The following is a 19,258-nucleotide window of genomic DNA, read 5'->3' on the forward strand; positions in this document are numbered from 1 at the left end:
TAGGGGTCGGTGCGGCCCTGTACGGAGTAGTTGAAGTTGACCAGATTGCCGTTGCGATCGGAGATCCAGCGGAGCAGTCCGCCCTCTATCCGGTAGCGCGTCCCGAGTAGGTGTGGACGATCGGGGGTGGAAGGAAGTTGGTTATGTCGGGTGCCGCTGCGACTGTGCCTTGGGAATGAGCAGATTGGCGGGTCAATGTGCGCAATTGGCGGGCAGATTTTTGCGAATCGCAGTGGGACGGGTCAGGCTGAGGACTTTCCAAGTCACCCACCTACGGCTACGACTATGGTGTGAATGCGCAGGGCCGGCTGAGCACGGTGACGCTGGGCTCGGTTGTGGAAACCTACGAATACTCGGTGGGCGGCCTGGTCACGAAAAAGAAGGTGGAGTTCCAGAACAACGACACACCGTTGGAGGCAAACTACACGTATGACGCCGAGGGGCGCTTGGCATCCATGAAGTATCCAGACGTCTACAACCTCAATGGGACGGTGGCGGAGACGGGACGCACCCTGACCTATTTCCACGGGCCATTGGGATTGTCGGCGTTGCGCGACTCCACCTATCCGATTGCGCCTGGCGATCGGGTCGGTGTGGTGCGAAACGCGGCGGCGCAGATTACCCAGATGGTGGTGTACAAGCCGGATGGAACCTCCGACACCGAGTCTTTCACCTACAACGTTCTGGGACAGCTGACGCAGGCGTCAGGGCGTGGTTCGAATATCGAGTATCGCTACTCGGCGACGGCCAACGACGGACGGATCACTTCGCGGAAGGACAACGTGAGTGGCGAAGAGGTCTCGTATCAGTACGATCAGTTGGGGCGTTTGATTGCGGCTTCGACGACAGGGCCGGAGTGGGGCCTCGCCTGGGGGTATGATGGCTTCGGGAACCGCCTACAGCAGAACGTGACAAAGGGCACGGCTCCGTCGGCCGTATTCAATGTGGACCCGGCGACGAACCGGATGACGGGAGCGGGCATCACCTACGACGCCAACGGAAACATGACGGGCTTCGGGACCGGTTCGGGCACGGCGACCTACGACCTTTTCAACCGGATGGCGACCGTAACGACGGGCAACGGAACCGAGGGGTACGTGTACTCGGCGGCGAATCAGCGGATTCAGATCACGCGCCCTACTGGAACGGTGGAGACGTTCTTTTACGGCCTCGGAGGAGAATTGCTGGGTGTGTACCAGCGCGGCACGAAGGCGAACGGGCACAAGTACTTCTCGTCGGCGTCGATCCGAGTGTGGTTCGCTGGGCGCATGATCGGCAGCGGGGCAAACTCCATGGTGACCGACAGGCTGGGGAGCGTGGTAAGAAGCGGGACTGAGGGCTTGAGCTACTACCCCTATGGGGAACAGCAGTCGGGGAATGCCACTGCGGATCGGGAGAAGTTCGCGACGTATACCCGGGATGAGGTGAGCGGGCTGGATTATGGGTGGAATCGGTATTATGCGCAGCATTGGGGCAGGTTTACTACGGTTGATCCTTTGAAGGAGAGCGCCAATCTTGACTCGCCTCAGAGTTTCAATCGGTACGGATACGTCGGGGATGATCCGATCAATAGTAGTGATCCCGAAGGGTTGCTGGCTGTTCCTGTCGATGATGACGGATCTTGGAACGGCACGGCGGGTCAGCTATTTTCTGCTTCGATCTTTGAGGTTCTGGAGATGATCAAGTCGAAAGAGAGTTGCCGGAAGGCAATCAATGCGCCGAGTACTCTCGCTGCGGAAATTCGCAGAGATGAAATAACGTATGTATTTATTGATCAAGGGCATTTAAAATACCATCTGAATCCGGATGGCACTTCAACGCCCCTTGATGGCTCACCCAAAATTGCCGACTACATGGAACAGTCTGTGTATCTCAGTGCCCTTCCCCCGAACCGACAGATTGTATTCAATCTAGGTATTAATTGGGATGATTTGACTCATGTGGCGTACGATTATAATAATGCCCCGTCGAAAACAGACGGGAATCTGCTGGAAAGTATGGCGAACCGAGTAGAAACAAGCTCCTTGACAGCGCTGCAGTTTATGAAGTTGATGATTTTGCATGAGTTCGCGCACAGCTTCGGCAAGGCCCACCCCGGAAATACCGAGGCGGCCTATAAAATATACGACAAAGAGATCTGGGAGGGTTGCTTTAAATGATTGTCGTTCGTTCTGCTCTTGCCTTTGTTGCGTTCGCCTTCTCGGTGTTGGGCGCAGACTATTGCTCTCTTAAAGTAATTGTATCTTATTCGCAGGGTGGCGCGCCGGATGTGCCTGTTATCGTGCAGTTGGCCGAGGGTCGCGCTTTGAAGAAAAACAATCAAGCAGAGGGAGTGATGTTTTGCGATTTAGGTATCAACCCCGTAAATATCACGATCGGGGATGGTTGCCGAAGGGTGACAATTAGTAATGTCGCTCTAAAGTGGGGGCAAATGCAAGTGGTTCGAGCTCTTTATGACCCATGCTTGATTCAAGACCGCCCGCCAGGATCGGCGTGTGAAATATTACTCATGGCTCGAGATGAATCTGGGACTCCTCTGGGTGGGGCCAGCGTCCAATTCACAGAGCCGGTTCCCGTCTCGTTTCTTGCAGACACAAATGGTCGAGTGCTCACTGGTTTTGGATTCGGCAAGCTGGTGAAAGGTTCGATTGCGTCAGAAGGATTTGCTCCCGCCTTATTCTCCTTTCGATGTACAACTGCAGATCCTACTATTGAAAAGGAGGTACTTCTGAAGCGACTTCCCTGAAGATGACCGGCGACAGCCTGAGAGCCTGTCGGAAATAGATTGCACCGGACCACCCATTCGTTGCAGCCCCGCAGCGCATGACCGCATCCAACTCATATCCCCCAATGAAGAGATTTCGGCCTTGTGATCTGGATCAGCCCTTTCTCCTCCCTCCTTCCCTGCAGGACTGGCTCCCCGAGGGCCACCTGGCTCGCTTCGTCGCGAACGTCGTCGATGCCCTGGATCTGAGCCCCATCCTCGACACCCATGCCCGCAAGGATGGCCGCGGCAAGGCCGCTTACCATCCGATTCTCTTGGTCCGTCTTCTGGTCTACGGCTATGCCGTGGGCAAGCGGAGTTCTCGTCAGTTGGAGCGCGCCACTTACGACGAAGTGCCCTTTCGCTACCTTGCCGCAGATCAGCATCCCGATCACGACACCATCTCCACTTTCCGGCAGGTCCACCTACAGGAACTGGCAAAATTGTTTTTGCAGGTTCTCGCTCTCTGCCGGAAAGCGGGGATGGTGCAACTGGGCCAGATCGCCATTGATTGCGGATTTCGAGCGATGCCGATCAGCGTTCCGATCTCAACGCGATCACGATTCCGAACTAATGCCGATCACCATTCCGAAGTGATGCCGAAGCTCTTCGCACCCTGGGCTCGCAAGCCCTTGCCGCGCGGCTAGCGGGACTCCCGCCATAGACTGCTCAGGCTCCACCGCTCCGCATCTGCCGCCTTACTTCGATTTCCGGCATGGCTCAGTGTGACAACGTTTCAGCGGCGTCTACAATGAACCTCGCCACTGGGAAAGGATCTTCGAGCATCACGACGTGACACGAGGGGAGCGTGAGCGTGGTGGCGTTCATCTGCAGCGCCTCTGATTCCTCCAACTGAGGAGAGATGACCTGGTCGCGACTCGCCACGATGAACCAATTCGGCTTCGTCTTCCACGCCGGGGCGACAGGCAAGGGGGCGGCGAGGGAGTTGACTGAGGTTGGGATTTGGGTTGCGAACAGGATGCTCTTCTCAGTGTTGGATAACCCGGGGGCGAAGTCTTGAAAGATACCCGTTCTGGTTAGCTTCAAGAAGCCAAATTCGTCGGGCGTCCCAATGTGGCTCCCGACAGGAGTGGGATTCATTTCCGCGAGCGACATGCCGGATTGCCCTTCGTCTGGCGCATATGCGGCCACAAAAACGAGTCCAGCTACTTTCGGATCGTTTCCGGCCTGGGAGATCACAACGCCACCATAGGAATGCCCCACCAGGAGGAGAGGCCCCGACTCGAGCGCCAGAGCTCGTTTGGTTGCGGCCACATCGTCGTCCAGGGAGGTCAACGGGATTTGGACCGAGACCACGTGGAACCCCCGTGCTTTCAGCAGCGGGATCACTTTCGACCAACTGGAACCATCCGCCCAGGCTCCATGGACGAGCAGCACTGTCTTCACGGCGGGTGCCGCGGCGAAGGACGCCGCAGGCATTACAAATGACAGCGCGGTGAGCAACGCCGCGCGAACGAGTTTGGAAATGGACATTCTCTTTCTCCTGTTACCGGGATGTTTAGTTCTGAGCGGCTTTGGCAGCCGCGCCGGCAATGAAAGCAGTGAGCTGCGCTGGTTCCGCGAGCATCACGACGTGTGGCGAGGGGATTGTTATGGTTGTGGCATTGATCTTCTTTGCCATGGTTGCTTCCAGCTCCGGAGAGATCGTCCGATCGCGAGCGGCGATCACGTAGAAGGACGGCTTGGACTTCCATGCTGGTGTGGTGACCTCGCCCTTCATCGCCGCGACATTTGTCGGCGCTTGCGTCGCCGTGAGAACGCTGATCTCGGATGTGGAGAGCCCTTGGGCGAAGTCCTCCGCAATCCCTTTCGGAGTCAGCTTCAAGAAGCCCATGCTATCCGGACGCAGTTCGGCGCCAACCGGGGTTGCCACGCTCGTGATCAGCCCGAAAGCGGACTCGCCCCGATCGGGGGCCACCGCGGCAATGTAAACCAATCCCGCGACCTTCGGGTCGGTGCCGGCTTCCGTGATGACGGCCCCGCCGTAGGAATGAGCGACCAGCAGGACGGGCCCATCTTCCAAGGCGAGCGCCCGCTTCACCGCGGCAACATCATCCACCAAGGATGTAAGTGGAAGCTGAACGGCAACCACATGGAAGCCGCCTGCCTCCAGCAAAGGAATCACTTTTGACCAACTCGAGCTATTCGACCAAGCTCCGTGGACCAGTACCAGAGTCTTGACGCCCTGAGCGGTGCTGGTTTGGGCGCTTGCCGACGAGGCGGTTGCCATGAGAATGGCGCCCACAGCCAACACAGACTTGAACATCCTGGAATTCATCATTCCGTTTCTCCTCTTTTGATTTGATTTGCATGAACTACCTGTTTTCGCTGCGCTCACGGAGCATCCACAGCAGGATGTACGGCGGACAGTTCCGAAGCTCGATTCCGCATTGCCGGCAAGCCCCGAAAAACCGAACGACCTGAACATCCACGAGCGTGACGTCTTCCAGATTCAAAATGGGCTTGGGGCCATTGCGGCTCACCTGAGCCTTCAATTCGTCGAGATGTTCGGCCTGGATTCTCCCGATCAGGCGGATGATGGGCGTTTCTCCGTCCGAGTCCCTTTCCATTCTGAACATCTGCCCGGGACCCCCTTCCGAATGGAAGGAATGCATCTTTGTGGCCATTGGGAAACTGCTGAAAAGAAGTGGCTTGCTGCCAGGATCATTGCTGATCTTTCAGAACTTTCTGATTCTTCGTCGGCGCGATGGCACGAGGCGTATTGGTTGGCGAGGCTGCAAGAACCGTTACTCGACAGTCTGTGGCAGAGGTCGCGCGGCAAGCGGGACTCCTGCCACAGACTGTTCGCCTTTTCCGTTGTCAGACATTCCTGTTCTAAGCTGGAAGACGATCTCCGTCACCGTGCCGCAGATTCCCAAGCTGGCGCTGGCTAGCGCGTCACTTTCGGTCGATTGCCATGGCTCATAATCGCGAGAACGACATGATTGCGGCTCAGGGGGAGGGGCTCGCCGGGGCTCAGAACGACCGCGGCGCCCTTGAGGCGATCATCAATCTCATGCCCAGCATTGCCTGGCGAGCCCAGCCAGACGGCTCCACGGAATTCGTCAATGAACGCTTCTACGAATACACCGGGTTGACCGCGGAACAGGCAAGGGGCTGGGGTTGGCACGTCGCCCTGCACCCCGACGAATTGCCGCGGGTGATGGAGTATTACCGGGAACACCTGCGTTCGGGCGAGCCTGGCGAGATGGAAATGCGGATGCGCCGCTTCGACGGAGAATACCGATGGTTCCTGGTACGAGGCGTCCCGAATCGCGACGAGCAGGGCGAGCTTATCAACTGGTACGGCAACAGCACGGATATAGATGACTGGAAACGGGCAGAACACAAGTCCAGACAGCGCGAAGCCGAACTGGAGCAGATAGTTGATACGATCGCCCAACTGGTGCTTGTGTTAAATCCGGATGGAAGCGCCATTCGTGCAAACCGGTTTATGCTCGACTACACCGGTCTTTCGCTGGAAGACGTGATGGCGCCGACCTTTCGTTCACTGGTATTTCATCCAGACGATGTGGAGAGGGTGGAAACCGAACGCCAGGGCGCGCTTCTGCAAAGCGCTCCTTTTCAGCTTGAACAGCGGATCCGACAGAGCAGCGGCCAGTACCGTTGGTTTTTGATCCGCTATAGCCCGCTGCTGAACGAACAGGGGCAGCCTGTTCGGTGGTATGCGGCTGGTCTGGATGTGGAGGCGCGACGGCAAGCGGAAGACCGGACACAAAATGAGAACGTGGCGTTGCGCGAGGAGATTATTCGCTCTTCCATGTTCGAAGAGATTATCGGCTCCTCCGCGGCTCTTCGAAGTGCGCTGAAAAAAGTGGAGAAGGTGGCGCCGTCCGACTCGACAGTTCTCATCCTGGGTGAAACCGGAACGGGTAAGGAGTTGATTGCCCGCTCCATTCACCGGCTGTCCAATCGAGCAGAGCGCGCCTTCATTCGCGTAAACTGCGCGGCGATACCGGCACCTTTGCTTGCTTCGGAACTCTTCGGTCACGAGAAGGGCGCCTTTACCGGAGCCGTGCAGCGAAGGCTGGGGCGCTTCGAAGCAGCGGAGGGCGGTACGATCTTCCTCGACGAGATCGGCGATCTTCCCGCGGAGACTCAGATCGCACTGCTGCGCGTGCTGCAGGAACGCGAGTTTGAGCGAGTCGGAAGCAACCAGCCAGTTTCCGTGAACGTCCGGGTGATTGCCGCGACCCATCGAGATCTCAAGGCGGAGGTTGCCGCCGGCAGGTTCCGGCAAGACCTTTTCTACCGGCTGGATGTCTTTCCGATTCAGGTGCCTTCGCTTCGCGAACGAGCTGATGATATTCCACTGCTGCTGGAGTATCTGATCGGGCGGTACGGGAAAAGGGCGGGAAAACGATTCCAGTCGATTCCGAGGCAGACGCTGGAACTCATTCAGGCGTACCACTGGCCCGGCAATATTCGCGAACTCCAAAACGTGGTCGAGAGGGCGGTGCTGCTGTGTGACAGCGAAGTGTTTGTAGTGGAGGAGTCCTGGCTCAGGCGCGATGCGCCAGTTGCCCCCGCTCCGAGCATTGCCCTGGGCTCCAGCCTGGAGGACCGCGAAAGGGAAATGATTGAGGGTGCTTTGACGGCGTGCGATGGCCGGGTGGCCGGTCCGCGCGGCGCGGCGGTCATGCTGGGGATGCCGCGACAGACACTGGATTCAAGGATTGCGAGACTGCAAATTGACAAGCACCGATTCAAGGCGCGTTGAGCTGGGACCTCTGGGTTTGTGTCATCGGTGTTTTGCAGTTCGGGGCGTTGGGAAGAAGCGGGGCCGGAGTCCCGCGCAGGACGGATCCTGTCCCACCTATCCGGTGTCCACCACTCTTCCCGAGTGAGGCCGCAAATGGGCGACGCGGCCGCCTTGCCGAATGCAGGAAAGCGGCGTTCGGGCAGGTGCAGGAGCATCGCCCGGAACCGCCGTTTCACCCCAGACACACTATGCGATTTTCGACGACCGTGGCTTCTGTCTATCATTTATCGATGGTGGTTGGTGGTTTTCGACGATGAAACGGTGAATGTTGATTTTTTCGATGGTGTGGCGTCGAATGAGGCCGTTTTCGACGTTCGTGAGCGAATTTCGACGATGGGAGGCGTAAGTTGGACGTCGAAGGGACTTTCCAGGATAGAACGATTCCCGCAGGTGCGCGTCTGGCAGGCTGGGCGGCCCTAGTGAGCAGGTTCGATGTCGCGGCGCCCGTACGGCGTGGAAGTTGCGTCTCCGATAGGCATATCAGCGGCAGTTCCAGGGAGGAGAACGGTTGGGCCGTCTTTGACCGGCGTTACTGGCCTGGAGACGCCTTCGGCGACCAACTTACCTTTGCCCTGAAGCATGAGGAGATGGACCTCCTGGTGCTGAAGAGAATCTTCGAAGCAGTTCCCAGGCCCGAGATGGAGGCATTTGTGCGGTCGGCTCCGACAGGGGGCACCGCGCGTCGAGGCTGGTTCCTGTACGAGACGCTGCTGGGCCGCACCTTGGATGTGGACGATGCTGCGCGCACCGTCGCTGTTGATGCGCTCGATCCCGAGCTGTATTTCACTGGGAAAGTCCGGGTTTCGAAACGCCATCGTGTGCGGGACAACCTGTTGGGTACGGGCCGATTCTCCCCGGTGATCCGGCGCACCAAGGCCCTGACGGAGTACCTGGAGCTGGATTTGCCGGGCAAAGCCCGGGAGACGATTGGGAGGACTGGTGCGCACCTGATTGCCCGCGCGGCCAGTTTTTTGCTGCTGGCGGACAGCCGGGCCAGCTTTGAGATTGAAGGAGAGCGACCGCCGCGCAACCGGCTGGAGAGATGGGGCCGGGCGATCCAGCAGGCTGGCAAGAACAGGCTGACCCTGGAAGAGATCCTGCGCTTGCAGCGTGTGCTCATCGAGGACACGCGGTTCGTGCGCGCGGGTCTTCGAGCCGAGGGTGTGTTCGTGGGTGACTGCGATCTGGACGGCGGACCTTCGCTCGAGTTCATTGGCGCGCGCGCCGGTGACCTGGGCGAGCTGATGACGGGCTTGTTGGCAGCGAACGACCGAATGCGCGAGGACGGGCTGGACGCCGTCCTGATGGCCGCCGCGACCGCGTTTGCGTTTGTCTACATTCATCCGTTCCAGGACGGCAATGGGCGGATGCACCGCTGCCTGATCCATCACGTCCTGACAGAGCGGCAGTTTACGCCGCCGGGCCTGGTGTTCCCGGTGTCTTCCGTGATGCTGGACCGTGTGGAGATCTACCGGTCGACGCTGCAGGCCCATTCGGCACCACTGATGCCATTCATCGAATGGCGACCGACGCCCCAGCGGAACGTTGAGGTGCTGAACGAGACAGCGGATCTGTACCGCTATTTCGATTGCACTGAGGAAGCGGAGTTCCTGTACTCGTGCGTGCGGCGAACCGTGGAGGAAGACCTGCCGCGGGAGATCGACTATTTAGGGAGGCACGACGAGGCAACGCGGCTGATTATGGAAGCGGTGGAGATGCCGGACCGGATGGCTGCCGACCTGGTGGCGTTTGTCCGGCAGAATCGAGGAAGCCTCTCCAGCTGGCGCAGGAACGGTGAATTCAGCCAGTTGCGGGACGAAGAAGTAAGCGGGATTGAGGAGATCGTCCAGGCGGTGTTTGAGGGGTTGGCGGGCTGAGGGAGGACGTTGGCTGCCGGGTGGGGAGCGCCTGGCGCCGGCAGGCCAGCTCTGCGTTCAGAGGATGGGCTGCAGGACCAGGCGGCCGTAGGCGATGAATGCCATGAGGAGCCCGAGGACCGCGCTCACGATGATGGTGGGCACCTCGCGGTATTTGGCGTGCACCCAGATGAACAGGAGGCTTTCGGCCGCCAGGATGGAGGCGGCGACGACAGTGAGCTGGGGCCGCCAGGGGAGGGCCGAGGGGAGGATGAGCCCGACTGTGCAGACGAGCTCGAGGATGCCGAGGAGTGTCCAGACCCGGCGAGGCAGCGCACCGAAGGAGGGGACGTCTCCGCTGACCTTGTCGAACAGGAAGACCTTCATGATCCCCGAGGCTCCGTAGATGAGCGCGGCGAGGATCTGCAGGACCCAGAGCAGGATGTTCATGCGACGTCTCCTTGCGGTTTTCGCGGCTGGCCGGAAAGGGAGATGTTACCACCCTCGCGATGTGGGGGCGCCGTTGCGGGCGGATCTCCCTCCGCGGTTTGCGATCGCTGCCCGGATTATCGCGGCGGAGTGGATTTGAAGTCTCGCCGGCCGCAGGCATCTGGAGGAGCGCCTGGGTGCCTTGCGGGCGCTTCGCACCGCGTCCATTTCGAGGAGGAGAAGGGCGAAACGGGCATGACGACGTTCACGTATTAAGCGCAGGGAGGCGACTTTGGTAGACGCAAAGAATCAAAAAGTCGAAGATATATAGGACAAGTATGGGCTCGTGCCGGTGGTGAAATGGTATCCGGTGTCGACTGGGGCGAAAGACATGGCGGAGGGGACTTCGAAAGCCTATGGCTTCGAAGAGTCGAACGCCCCGTGTGCGTTGTCGGGGACGCTGTTTTTGTGCGGCGCGAAGCCGTGCGTGTATTACGGCGGCCGGCTGATTCTGGATGGGTGGACAGCGTGAAGCCGGATCGATGGCGGCGCCCGGATGGGGCGCATGGGCGGGTGTACTCGTGCGGGCCGGTTTCGAGGTGGGTCGCCGTGGATCAGACGATGACTTTGACGAGCTCTCAGCGGGCTGTTTATACCGGGCGGGAAAGAACTGGCAGATCCTTGTGAGTTTTAATAGCCGAGGGAAGATGGATAGCCAAATAGGAAGAGGGCTGCTTCTTGCGGGGGTGCTGGTTGCCTTTGCGCCGCACTTCGAGGCGAAAGGTGAGAAGCGGAAAGTCGTGACAGTGTGTCAACTGCTAGCAGCCGCCGAGGAGCTCGATGGCCGGATTGTCAGTGTTCGGGGGATTCTGAAAACCAGCAGCGACGAGGCAGGTGCTCCGTATTTCGACCAGTTGACTGGCGGGGCATGTGCTGGGCGAGCGGTGGCGGACAGGACGTTGCAAGTGGTTTCGCCAGACGCTCACTTCCTCGCCAAGCCCCCCAGCGGTTACAAGCCGGATGAGGGCTCCTTTCGACGGGCTGGCAGGTTATTGGACAAGATGCTGGCGGCAGGCCAGCCAGTAGGCGGCTTCGACGCCACAGTGGAAGGAATCTTCTACAGAGGGAGAAGTCAGCCAAGGCTTCCTGTCAGGCACCGGCAATACCCGGGCTATGTAGTCATTCAGGCGATCCGGAACGTGAAGGCTTTACCGTAGATGGTTAGTAATCTAGGATCGCAAGGAGCCCGCACTCAATAGTGGCCTGGAGGCGGGCCAGACTGGCTCCCTCCTATGTTGGTAGGCGCGACTATGTTATTGAATCTGATGACGGCGGCAATAGTCACGATGCTCGTGGGTGGCGATCTCATCGCCCAGCAGAACCAGCCACTTGGGACTATTGAGATCATGGTGATGGACACCTATGGAAAATCGCTAAAAGGTTCTCAGATCTCTATCGTTCGTGTCGACGAGATGGCGCCGGCTACTCGATTTACATTGAGCGGCCCAGGCGTTGTTCGAGCACCATACGGAGAGTACCTTACTACGGGAACAGCATCCCTGCATCAGGACTTCCACCGCAAGGTCACTTTGAAAGAAGATCACTTGCTGGTGTTCGTTGCGTTCGCGTTCCGCGATCCAGGAACGAGTTCCGTTGTGTATACCGATCTTCATGGAGAGGTTGTAGGCAGCAAGAATCTACGCCAGGGTGTCGTCGTGAGAGCGGTAGGAGTTTGGAGCGCTTTTTCCAAGGAGGCTTCCGTCTCTGAGAACGGCGGCTTCGTCTTGCGGGAGATGCCCTATGGCGAGTATTTACTCCTGGCTCTTCGGGGATCAGAGTTGGTTGCCAGTGAGCGTTTCACACGGACAGTTCGAGAAGAGCGAGCGACCATCCACCTGCGACCTGAGACGCGAGAGTAAGCGAGAGGGGGCCAGAAGAGCGGATAGTGGTCTACGATGTCGCTGCCATGGGCAGGCGTATTCGTTCGGGGATCTTGTGAATGTGACGAAAGCGACGGCTAATTCGACGGTGCTGATGGTGGATGCGGCGACGACGGGCTGAATGGGACGAGGTTTGGCTGCGGCCCGGCTGGGAGTATGACGGGGTGGTGGACGCCGTCGGGGTTGGCGACGGGGACTTATAACGTCTCCGGCTTCCGCTGTCGGGTCGCACCTCCCTGCGGGAGCGCGACCCGTCCCAGCGGAAATTTCGATGGATTGAATGTGGACTATGGAGTACGTAGCGGGCGGCAGGTGGGGCTGAGGAGAGACGGTATGTTATGGCGTCCAAACGAGTTGGAGGCTGAGAAGAGGATTGGCGGGATCCGGGACTACGGGCGATCCAACGCCAGATGGTGAGAGGATGGAGCTGTAAGTCTTTCTTTTTCTGTGGCTTGTGAAAGGGTGCACGTCAGGCTGTCCCCGTTTCTGTCAAGTACTTCAATGATCTTGTCAAGTGGTAGAAGCAGGAGTCCGATGAGATCGCGCTTTCGCTCATTACGCAAGTTATAGCGGAAGTGATGAGACCAGCCGATGGCCGGCAAGTTCTTGATTTTGTGCGCACCCTCCCGCTTGCTGGCAGTAAGTGTTTAGTCCTGTCGAGGCTGAGCGCGTTTGCGTCCGTCGAGGAAGAGGCGAAGCTGGAATTAATAGCACACCTTCACGCCTCAACCGTCTCAGTGCCGGAACTAGTCTATATCTCGCGGGTTGATGATCCGAGAATTAATACATGGTTTGCTTTCCATCTGTATTCGGATAATAAGTGCTTACGGGGAATTGCTCAGCGTGTGGTACAGCGCGGCAAGCAGTTGCCCAGTAGCCTGGTTGTATGCGATGTCGGCCCTGATGTCGGAAGAGCAATGGTTTCTACTGAAATCAACCTTGTGGATCTCTCGAAATTGCTTTCTGAAATAGAAGCGAAGCTGGCGAAGAGATTGCCTGGAGTTGTAAGGAAGGCGCAGTTTCTGTCAGCGTTGGCCGTGGGCCAATGGGTTTACGCCCAGGTGAATACTAAGCAGGGCGAGTTGGCCCAGTTGTGGTTTAGGCTAGAAGATATAGATGTTGTGGAAGTTGCGCTTACAAAAGGTGCCGCCACGCCAGTAACATCGTGATTGTGACCGTAGAGTTGAATGAAAACGGCGCCGGCTTGAGAGCCTGTGGGGGTGGGATGTGAAAAGAGACACTTCTGACGGGATTTTCCAGTTGATTCAGGCTGCCCTTGCGCTTTTCATTTGCTGCGTTCCTGTGATCGCCGCAGATCGGGAGAACGCGAGGCAGGATCAGATTGAAGAGCAATCCATCTGTCCAGATACTTCGCAGCGAGGCACGGTAGAGGCAGGCTTTCAGTATGTGGTTAAGGGGAAGATTTCGGGCCTGTACCATGGGATCCTCGCCGCCGACGATAGATGCCCAAGCAGCACCTGGCCACTCATCAAGGGCGACGATGGTGCCGCAAACGAAGCGCTGGAGACCCTGGCTGTCCTGATCGCTAATTTCAATATTAGAGTGGAGCTGCGTTGCTCTGTGGTGGAGAAGCAAGGATTTGTTGTCTCCGGAGTTGGCGCTCAGCGTCGAGGCAACGGGTTTGGATATCGAGGTCTACACGCGCGAGCGTTGAAGGTGTCACGAATCCACCTGATCCAGTGCACGGAGCGAACGGCGAGTTCGGCGGCAGGCGGGCGCGAGTGACAGGGAGTGGGGCTACCCAGGCTGTCCCCGTTTACTGACGGCTTGTGGGTGGGGCGGGCTGTCCCCTATCAGTCTCGCGTCCTGCCGCTGCAGTAGGTTTCCATTGGCGAGCCTTGTCCTTCGAGCACATAGTTGATCGCCTTTGCGATGGCAAATGGTGCGTCGAGGATCCGGATGTGGCCATAGTGGGCCCAGATGTTTTCCTCCGCGCCGGCCAAGCAGGCGTCCCTCAGGGCCTTCGTACAGGCAAGTTTGAGAGCTCCCATGCAACTCGAGGGATCTGAGGGTGCCTCCAGAATGACGTGGAGATGAGTGGTGCGGATGTGGGCGGCCAGGAGTTCGTAGGTCTTTGCCTCGCATGTCTTCCGGATGGTCTTCAGGATGAGCTCCCGGTGTGGCTTTTCCAGGAGGAAGGGGCGGGATTTGGCTTGCTGATGCCTCCATCGCACTAGGTTCTCGTTTCTGTGGATCGTGGGGTGGAGGGCGTAGCCTCTCCAGGTTAGTAGGACTACCACTCTATGGATGTGGGAGATCGGGGGGATTCCTCTCGGGCGGTGGGTGTGGCGGGTGGTGCGGATGTTTTCTGAGTTGCGGCGGGCCCCCGGCTGGCGCCGGGGGTAAGGGTTGGGGGGAGAGTTGGGTAGGTTCGAGAAGGACGATGGATGGACGGGCCTTGTTCAGGAGCCCCCGGCTGACGCCGGGGGTAAGGCTGGGGGGAGAGTTGGGTCGGTTCGAGAAGGACGATGGATGGACGGGCCTTGTTCAGGAGCCCCCGGCTGACGCCGGGGGTAAGGCTGGGGGGAGAGTTGGGCAGGTTCGAGAAGGACGATGGGTGGACGGGCCAGGTTCAGGAGCCCCCGGCTGGCGCCGGGGGTAAGGCTGGGGGGAGAGTTGGGCAGGTTCGAGAAGGACGATGGGTGGACGGGCCAGGTTCAGGGGCCCCCGGCTGACGCCGGGGGTAAGGCTGGGGGGAGAGTTGGGTCGGTTCGAGAAGGACGATGGATGGACGGGCCAGGTTCAGGAGCCCCCGGCTGACGCCGGGGGTAAGGCTGGGGGGAGAGTTGGGTAGGTTCGAGAACGACGATGGGTGGACGGGCCAAGTTCAGGAGCCCCCGGCTGGCGCCGGGGGTAAGGCTGGGGGGAGAGTTGGGTAGGTTCGAGAAGGACGATGGATGGACGGGCCAGGTTCAGGAGCCCCCGGCTGACGCCGGGGGTAAGGCTGGGGGGAGAGTTGGGCAGGTTCGAGAAGGACGATGGGTGGACGGGCCAGGTTCAGGGGCCCCCGGTTGGTGCCGGGGGTAAGGGTTGGGGGGAGAGTTGGGTAGGTTCGAGAAGGACGATGGGTGGATGGGCCTTGTTCAGGAGCCCCCGGCTGGCGCCGGGGGTAAGGCTGGGGGGAGAGTTGGGTCGGTTCGAGAAGGACGATGGATGGACGGGCCAGGTTCAGGAGCCCCCGGCTGGCGCCGGGGGTAAGGCAGGGGGGAGAGTTGGGTCGGTTCGAGAAGGACGATGGATGGACGGGCCTAGCGGTCAGGCTCCCTCGGCTAGCGCCGGGGGTCCTGTGGCGTCGGGGGCGCGCTGGTGTCCGGGGCTGTGTCGCGGGCCAGGGCGGAGTGTACTTTGTCGGCCAGGGCGGCTATCGTGAACGGCTTGGCGAGATACTCCAGGCCGGCTAGCGCCACACCTTGGTCTTCCACGGTGTCTCCCGAGTATCCGGACATGAAGAGAACTTTGAGGCCGGGTCGGCTGGTTGCCAGAGTGTCTGCCAGGTGTCTGCCGCTCATCTGGGGCATGACCACATCTGTCAGCAGAAGATGGATGGTTTCCGGGTACCTTGCCGCCAGGGCCACTGCCGCCGGGCCGCTGGCTGCCTGAAGGACGCGATAGCCTTGCGCCTTCAGGATGGAGCAGACCAACTGGCGGACCGGGTCCTGGTCGTCGACGACCAAAACGGTCTCCGAGCCTCGCGCTTGGGTGGCGGAGGCGCGGGGGCCTGACTGGGTGGCCAGACCGGAATCGACGCGGGGCAGGTAGATCTGGAAGCTGCTGCCGTGGCCCACCTGGCTGGTGACTGCGATGCCGCCACCGCATTTCTGGACGATGGTGTGAATGGTGGCGAGTCCGAGGCCGGTGCCTTTGCCTGGAGCTTTGGTGGTGAAGAACGGCTCGAAGAGGTGCTGCTTCACGTCGTCGTTCATGCCGAGGCCGGTGTCCGTGACCGCCAGGCAGACATAGGGACCTGCCGCCAACGGGCTCTGTGTGCCGGGCAATTCCCCGTCGACTTCCACGGTTGTTGTTTCGATGACCACCTCTCCGCCGTGCGGCATGCTGTCGCGTGCGTTCACGAGCAGATTCATCAGGATCTGATGGAGTTGGGTGGGGTCGGCCATGACGAAGACGGGCTGCGGGCTGAGCCGGGTGGTGAGGAGAATGTCGGCTCCCATCAGCCGCCCGAGCATGTTCCTGGTGGTGATCACCTCTTCGTTCAGATCGAGTACTTTGAGTTGGGCCAGTTGTTTGCGGCTGAAGACGAGCAGTTTCTGCGTGAGTTCGGTGGCGCGCTCGCCCGCTCCGCGGATCTGTTCGACGCCTTCCCGGGAGGGATCCCTGTCCTCCATGGCGTGGAGAAGCACTTCGCTATAGCCGTTGATGACGGTGAGAAGGTTGTTGAAGTCGTGGGCCACGCTGCCGGCGAGCCGGCCGACGCTTTCCATTTTCTGAGCTTGCAGGTATTGGGCCTCGATGCGCTTTCGTTCGGTCGTGTCGCGGAGGGCGGCCTGGGCTCCGATGATGCGGTCCCGGGAGTGGACCGGGGTGATCAAAGCTTCGAGCCAGATGAGGGTGCCATCGGGGCGGATGCCTTCGTATTCAAGCTGCTCGTGGGCGGAATCCCCGCGAAAGAGGCGGTCGTACTTCTCGCGGAGTTGCGGACGCCAATCGGGGGCGACATGGTCTTCGAGGCGCACGTCCGGGAGGCGGGCCGAATCCAAGCCGAACAGCTCAAGGAAACGGCGGTTGGCAAAGGAGAGCCGGCAGTCCGGGTTTACCAGAATGATGGCGTCGTTGATGTTCTCGACCAGTTGTTGATAGCGGGATTCACTCTCGCGCAGCTCGTCCCTGGAGCGTTCCGTGGTGGAGGCCAGGCGTTGCTGGGTCAGGTCCGCCCTGTTCTTCTCCAGGCGATAGTTGACGAGGGTGAGCGCGGCCAGAGCGCCGGCGAGCGTAGAGGAGACCGGGAGCGGGGAGATGAGATTGCCGTTGGTTCGGAGCAGCAGGCCGCAGCCGGTCCAGGCGGCGAGTGCCAGCGCCAGAGTGAGGAGCGCCCCCCAGCGGAGGCGCAGGGAGGCGAGCAGGCAGGTGGCGGCCAGGCCCGCGAAGAGGGCGAGGGCGAGCTCGAACGACTGTGCTTCGCCGGGCCTACGGAAAGAATCCCCCTGCAGGAGGTTGTCGATGGCGGTCGCCTGGATCTCGACGGCGGGGAGAAGCGCGTCGACTGGGGTGACGCTGGTGTTCCGCAGGCCCAGCGCGGAGCCGCCGATGACGGCGATGCGGCCGCGCAGCAGGCCTTCCGGTGCGCGATTGGCCAAGACGTCAGCGGCCGAGATGCGGGGCAAGGTGCCAGCGGGGCCACGGAACCGCAAGCGGAGGAGGCCCTGACCTTCGAGGGGGACGGCTCGGTTGTCCAAGCGTAGCTCCGAGGCGCCGAACCCGTCCGTAGCGAGCCCGAGGGTGGAAGAGCGCGCGTAGAGGTTGAGGGCGGCCAGGGCCAGGGCCGGATAGGGACGATTGCCTAGCTCCATCACAAGGGGGATGCGCCTCAATTTGCCGTCGCTGTCAGGCGCGGCGTTCAGGTACCCGGCTGCGGCGGCGGCGCTGGAGAGTTGAGGCAGGCTGCAAATGGCATCGAGGGACTGAAAGAGCGGCGATTTTCCAGCTTCCCTGGGTCCCAGCAGGACGAGCGGCAGGGGTTGCAGGTGGCAGGAGGAGGGGGCGTTGGCGGCGTCAAATTTCAGAGTGTAGCCAATGACGGAGGGCCGCCCGGACAGCGCTGCCGCGAACAAGGCGTCGTTGGTATTCGCGCCGGAGCCAACCGCCGCGGAGGGAGGGCCGGGCGGTCCAGCATCTTCCTCGGGAAACATCATGTCGAAGACAACGGTGGCGGCGCCTGCCTGGAAGGTGTGATTGGTGAGTTGGGCCAAGGTCCGCCGGGGCCAGGGCCAGCGGCCGAACTGAGTCAGGCTCTGGTCGTCAATTTCGACGATGACCACGCGGCCCGACTGGCGGCCGGGGCCCGCCCAGCGGGTGAGCATGTCGCAGACTGCGTGGTCGAGGTTCACGAGCGGCCCAGGCCTGAGCAGAAAAAGGCCGGTTATGCACAGGACAGCCAGAGCACCAGCGATGATGCCACGCATAGGCCTCAGGAGTTTAGCGGACAATGACTTCCACCCGACGATTGCGTTGCTCAGCAACACCGTTGGGCGTCTTGACCAGCAGGTCGGCCTGGCCGTGGGATGCCACGAAGACGTCGGAGGCGGCTACGCCCTTGCCGGTGAGAAGCCTGGCCACCGCCTGCGCGCGCCGCAAGCCCAGTTGGTAGTTGAACTGGGGATCGGCGGTGGTGTCGGTGTGGCCAGTGACGGTGATGCCTGTGGAATGGCGTTCGGCGATGGCGGCCAGGATTTGGGGGAGCAGGGCTTCCGACTCCGGAATGAGGGTATCGCGCCCTTCCTGGAAGTAGAGGAGGAACTGCACTTCGGCGGCGGGCAGAACGTCCAGCGCCGGTCCGAAGAGGCGTCGTACTTCTGGTTGACTCATTGTGAAGGGCTGGCTGGGCGGGGTATCGGCCCGTTGCACGGTGACGGCCTGGTAGGGCTGGTCCAGATCCCTGGCGCCGGCCGGGTTGGAGACGACAATCCGGCTGGCCTTGCCATCGGGTTCAGGCAGGAGGACGACGACATTCTGCTTCGCGGGTGGAGGTGGGGCAGGGGCCGGAACACGTTTCCGTCCGCAAGCGCCAAGGAGGAGGATCGGCAGCACAAGGCCAAGCCCGATCCAGGCTGCTCCAATGGAGCGGCGTTTATTGCCCTTCGATCGAAATAGCAAGGTGGGTTCCCCTCAGTCCGACAACGCCCACGGGTGTTTCCACAGTGACCGACTCAGATGCAAATTGAGCGATCTTCCCCGAAACATAGCACAAGGCGCCCCTTGCGAGACGCAATAGGAGCCCGAATTTTCCCTCTACGGGCTGGTATAGAAATCGATTTATCTGGAGTTCGGAATTCGGCCCGAGGGAGAGTCTGGTGCCGTCCTGGAGAATTGCCCCCACACGACCGTCCGCGGACGTTACCAGAGTGTCGTTCAAGAGCAGGTGCAAGCCTTCGGAGGCCCGAATCGACTGTGTGCCGCGGCGTATTTCCACGCCGCCGAGTGCTGCTTTGACGCTGCCAACGATGGTGTCCGCACCCTGGCCTGAGACAGTAAGGCAGAGCAGGAAAAGAGAGGCTAGCCGGTTTGGTACCGCGGGCACTGTCTTTGCAATCCTTCAAAAAAGAATGGTCAAGTGTATCACGGCTGACTTGCGATGACACTCACCGCAGTTGAGGGTATTGGGGTGAACAAGCGGCAGGCAGATTGCTGCCGCATAGTGGGCGAAGTGATCCAGCCCGCTTGCGCGTGAGTTGCCGTAGTGGGTGGTGAGCACAGGAATGAAGAAGGGGTC

Annotated in this window: 18 protein-coding genes; 10 read left to right on the forward strand and 8 right to left on the reverse strand. The window is 60.2% G+C overall.

Features of this window, described 5'->3' with window-relative positions:
* Positions 1 to 290 precede the first annotated feature (290 nt).
* The 3 genes from ACR9Y2_RS20695 (at position 291) to ACR9Y2_RS20705 (ending at position 3,411) form a co-directional block, all read left to right on the forward strand.
* Complete coding sequence (locus ACR9Y2_RS20695) at positions 291 to 2,159, forward strand: RHS repeat domain-containing protein (RefSeq protein ID WP_435043554.1); 1,869 nt, start codon at positions 291 to 293, stop codon at positions 2,157 to 2,159.
* Positions 2,156 to 2,746: a hypothetical protein gene (locus ACR9Y2_RS20700; RefSeq protein ID WP_435043556.1), complete on the forward strand. Its 591-nt coding sequence runs from the start codon at positions 2,156 to 2,158 to the stop codon at positions 2,744 to 2,746. The genes ACR9Y2_RS20695 and ACR9Y2_RS20700 overlap by 4 nt, the downstream gene beginning before the upstream one ends.
* 104 nt (positions 2,747 to 2,850) lie before the next feature.
* Positions 2,851 to 3,411, forward strand: a complete 561-nt coding sequence (locus tag ACR9Y2_RS20705; protein ID WP_435043557.1) for a transposase — start codon at positions 2,851 to 2,853, stop codon at positions 3,409 to 3,411.
* 73 nt (positions 3,412 to 3,484) lie between these two features.
* Here the strand turns inward: ACR9Y2_RS20705 and ACR9Y2_RS20710 are convergent, their stop codons facing one another.
* Genes ACR9Y2_RS20710 through ACR9Y2_RS20720 form a run of 3 tightly spaced genes read right to left on the reverse strand, consistent with a single transcriptional unit; the run spans position 3,485 to position 5,355 of the window.
* Positions 3,485 to 4,258 carry an alpha/beta fold hydrolase gene (locus ACR9Y2_RS20710; RefSeq protein ID WP_435043558.1) on the reverse strand — a complete coding sequence of 258 codons (774 nt, stop codon included), beginning with the start codon at positions 4,256 to 4,258 and terminating at the stop codon, positions 3,485 to 3,487.
* Positions 4,259 to 4,283: 25 nt separating this feature from the next.
* Complete coding sequence (locus ACR9Y2_RS20715; RefSeq protein WP_435043559.1) at positions 4,284 to 5,123, reverse strand: alpha/beta fold hydrolase; 840 nt, start codon at positions 5,121 to 5,123, stop codon at positions 4,284 to 4,286.
* Positions 5,101 to 5,355 carry a hypothetical protein gene (locus ACR9Y2_RS20720; RefSeq protein WP_435043560.1) on the reverse strand — a complete coding sequence of 85 codons (255 nt, stop codon included), beginning with the start codon at positions 5,353 to 5,355 and terminating at the stop codon, positions 5,101 to 5,103. Before ACR9Y2_RS20720 ends, ACR9Y2_RS20715 begins: the two co-directional genes overlap by 23 nt.
* 347 nt (positions 5,356 to 5,702) lie before the next feature.
* Between ACR9Y2_RS20720 and ACR9Y2_RS20725 the strand changes: the two genes are divergently transcribed.
* Complete coding sequence (locus ACR9Y2_RS20725; RefSeq protein ID WP_435043562.1) at positions 5,703 to 7,526, forward strand: sigma 54-interacting transcriptional regulator; 1,824 nt, start codon at positions 5,703 to 5,705, stop codon at positions 7,524 to 7,526.
* A gap of 461 nt (positions 7,527 to 7,987) precedes the next feature.
* Positions 7,988 to 9,445 (forward strand): Fic family protein, encoded by a 1,458-nt coding sequence (locus ACR9Y2_RS20730; RefSeq protein WP_435043563.1) that lies wholly within the window; start codon positions 7,988 to 7,990, stop codon positions 9,443 to 9,445.
* A gap of 57 nt (positions 9,446 to 9,502) precedes the next feature.
* Here the strand turns inward: ACR9Y2_RS20730 and ACR9Y2_RS20735 are convergent, their stop codons facing one another.
* Positions 9,503 to 9,874 (reverse strand): DoxX family protein, encoded by a 372-nt coding sequence (locus ACR9Y2_RS20735; protein ID WP_435043565.1) that lies wholly within the window; start codon positions 9,872 to 9,874, stop codon positions 9,503 to 9,505.
* Between the two features lie 325 nt (positions 9,875 to 10,199).
* Here ACR9Y2_RS20735 and ACR9Y2_RS20740 point away from each other — a divergent pair, with 325 nt between their 5' ends.
* From ACR9Y2_RS20740 to ACR9Y2_RS20760, 5 genes are all read left to right on the forward strand, one after another.
* A complete protein-coding gene (locus ACR9Y2_RS20740; RefSeq protein ID WP_435043566.1) occupies positions 10,200 to 10,385 on the forward strand; it encodes a hypothetical protein in 186 nt (61 codons plus the stop codon).
* A gap of 10 nt (positions 10,386 to 10,395) precedes the next feature.
* A complete protein-coding gene (locus ACR9Y2_RS20745) occupies positions 10,396 to 11,070 on the forward strand; it encodes a hypothetical protein (RefSeq protein WP_435043567.1) in 675 nt (224 codons plus the stop codon).
* A gap of 93 nt (positions 11,071 to 11,163) precedes the next feature.
* A complete protein-coding gene (locus ACR9Y2_RS20750; protein WP_435043568.1) occupies positions 11,164 to 11,772 on the forward strand; it encodes a hypothetical protein in 609 nt (202 codons plus the stop codon).
* A gap of 599 nt (positions 11,773 to 12,371) precedes the next feature.
* Positions 12,372 to 12,962: a hypothetical protein gene (locus ACR9Y2_RS20755; RefSeq protein WP_435043569.1), complete on the forward strand. Its 591-nt coding sequence runs from the start codon at positions 12,372 to 12,374 to the stop codon at positions 12,960 to 12,962.
* 58 nt (positions 12,963 to 13,020) lie between these two features.
* Positions 13,021 to 13,539: a hypothetical protein gene (locus tag ACR9Y2_RS20760; RefSeq protein ID WP_435043570.1), complete on the forward strand. Its 519-nt coding sequence runs from the start codon at positions 13,021 to 13,023 to the stop codon at positions 13,537 to 13,539.
* A 68-nt stretch (positions 13,540 to 13,607) separates the two neighbouring features.
* Here ACR9Y2_RS20760 and ACR9Y2_RS20765 read toward each other — a convergent pair whose 3' ends face one another.
* The 4 genes from ACR9Y2_RS20765 to ACR9Y2_RS20780 form a co-directional block, all read right to left on the reverse strand.
* The gene (locus ACR9Y2_RS20765; protein WP_435043571.1) at positions 13,608 to 13,988 is read right to left on the reverse strand and encodes a transposase; all 381 of its coding nucleotides are present in this window, start codon (positions 13,986 to 13,988) and stop codon (positions 13,608 to 13,610) included.
* Between the two features lie 1,095 nt (positions 13,989 to 15,083).
* Positions 15,084 to 17,951, reverse strand: coding sequence for a CHASE2 domain-containing protein (locus ACR9Y2_RS20770; RefSeq protein ID WP_435043572.1), 2,868 nt, complete (start codon positions 17,949 to 17,951; stop codon positions 15,084 to 15,086).
* A 13-nt stretch (positions 17,952 to 17,964) separates the two neighbouring features.
* Positions 17,965 to 18,642, reverse strand: coding sequence for an OmpA family protein (locus ACR9Y2_RS20775; RefSeq protein ID WP_435043573.1), 678 nt, complete (start codon positions 18,640 to 18,642; stop codon positions 17,965 to 17,967).
* Positions 18,617 to 19,066 (reverse strand): FecR domain-containing protein, encoded by a 450-nt coding sequence (locus tag ACR9Y2_RS20780; RefSeq protein WP_435043574.1) that lies wholly within the window; start codon positions 19,064 to 19,066, stop codon positions 18,617 to 18,619. The genes ACR9Y2_RS20775 and ACR9Y2_RS20780 overlap by 26 nt, the downstream gene beginning before the upstream one ends.
* Positions 19,067 to 19,258 lie beyond the last annotated feature (192 nt).

It is taken from the genome of Paludibaculum fermentans (assembly GCF_051172195.1).
In the GTDB taxonomy this organism is placed as follows: Bacteria; Acidobacteriota; Terriglobia; order Bryobacterales; family Bryobacteraceae; genus Paludibaculum; species Paludibaculum fermentans_A.

Coding starts and splice junctions, on each gene's coding strand:
- ACR9Y2_RS20700 (WP_435043556.1), top strand. CDS start 2,156: ATGATTGTCGTTCGTTCTGCTCTTGCCTTTGTTGCGTTCGCCTTCTCG.
- ACR9Y2_RS20705 (WP_435043557.1), top strand. CDS start 2,851: ATGAAGAGATTTCGGCCTTGTGATCTGGATCAGCCCTTTCTCCTCCCT.
- ACR9Y2_RS20710 (WP_435043558.1), bottom strand. CDS start 4,258: ATGTCCATTTCCAAACTCGTTCGCGCGGCGTTGCTCACCGCGCTGTCA.
- ACR9Y2_RS20720 (WP_435043560.1), bottom strand. CDS start 5,355: ATGGAAAGGGACTCGGACGGAGAAACGCCCATCATCCGCCTGATCGGG.
- ACR9Y2_RS20725 (WP_435043562.1), top strand. CDS start 5,703: ATGGCTCATAATCGCGAGAACGACATGATTGCGGCTCAGGGGGAGGGG.
- ACR9Y2_RS20735 (WP_435043565.1), bottom strand. CDS start 9,874: ATGAACATCCTGCTCTGGGTCCTGCAGATCCTCGCCGCGCTCATCTAC.
- ACR9Y2_RS20745 (WP_435043567.1), top strand. CDS start 10,396: ATGGCGGCGCCCGGATGGGGCGCATGGGCGGGTGTACTCGTGCGGGCC.
- ACR9Y2_RS20750 (WP_435043568.1), top strand. CDS start 11,164: ATGTTATTGAATCTGATGACGGCGGCAATAGTCACGATGCTCGTGGGT.
- ACR9Y2_RS20755 (WP_435043569.1), top strand. CDS start 12,372: ATGAGACCAGCCGATGGCCGGCAAGTTCTTGATTTTGTGCGCACCCTC.
- ACR9Y2_RS20770 (WP_435043572.1), bottom strand. CDS start 17,951: ATGCGTGGCATCATCGCTGGTGCTCTGGCTGTCCTGTGCATAACCGGC.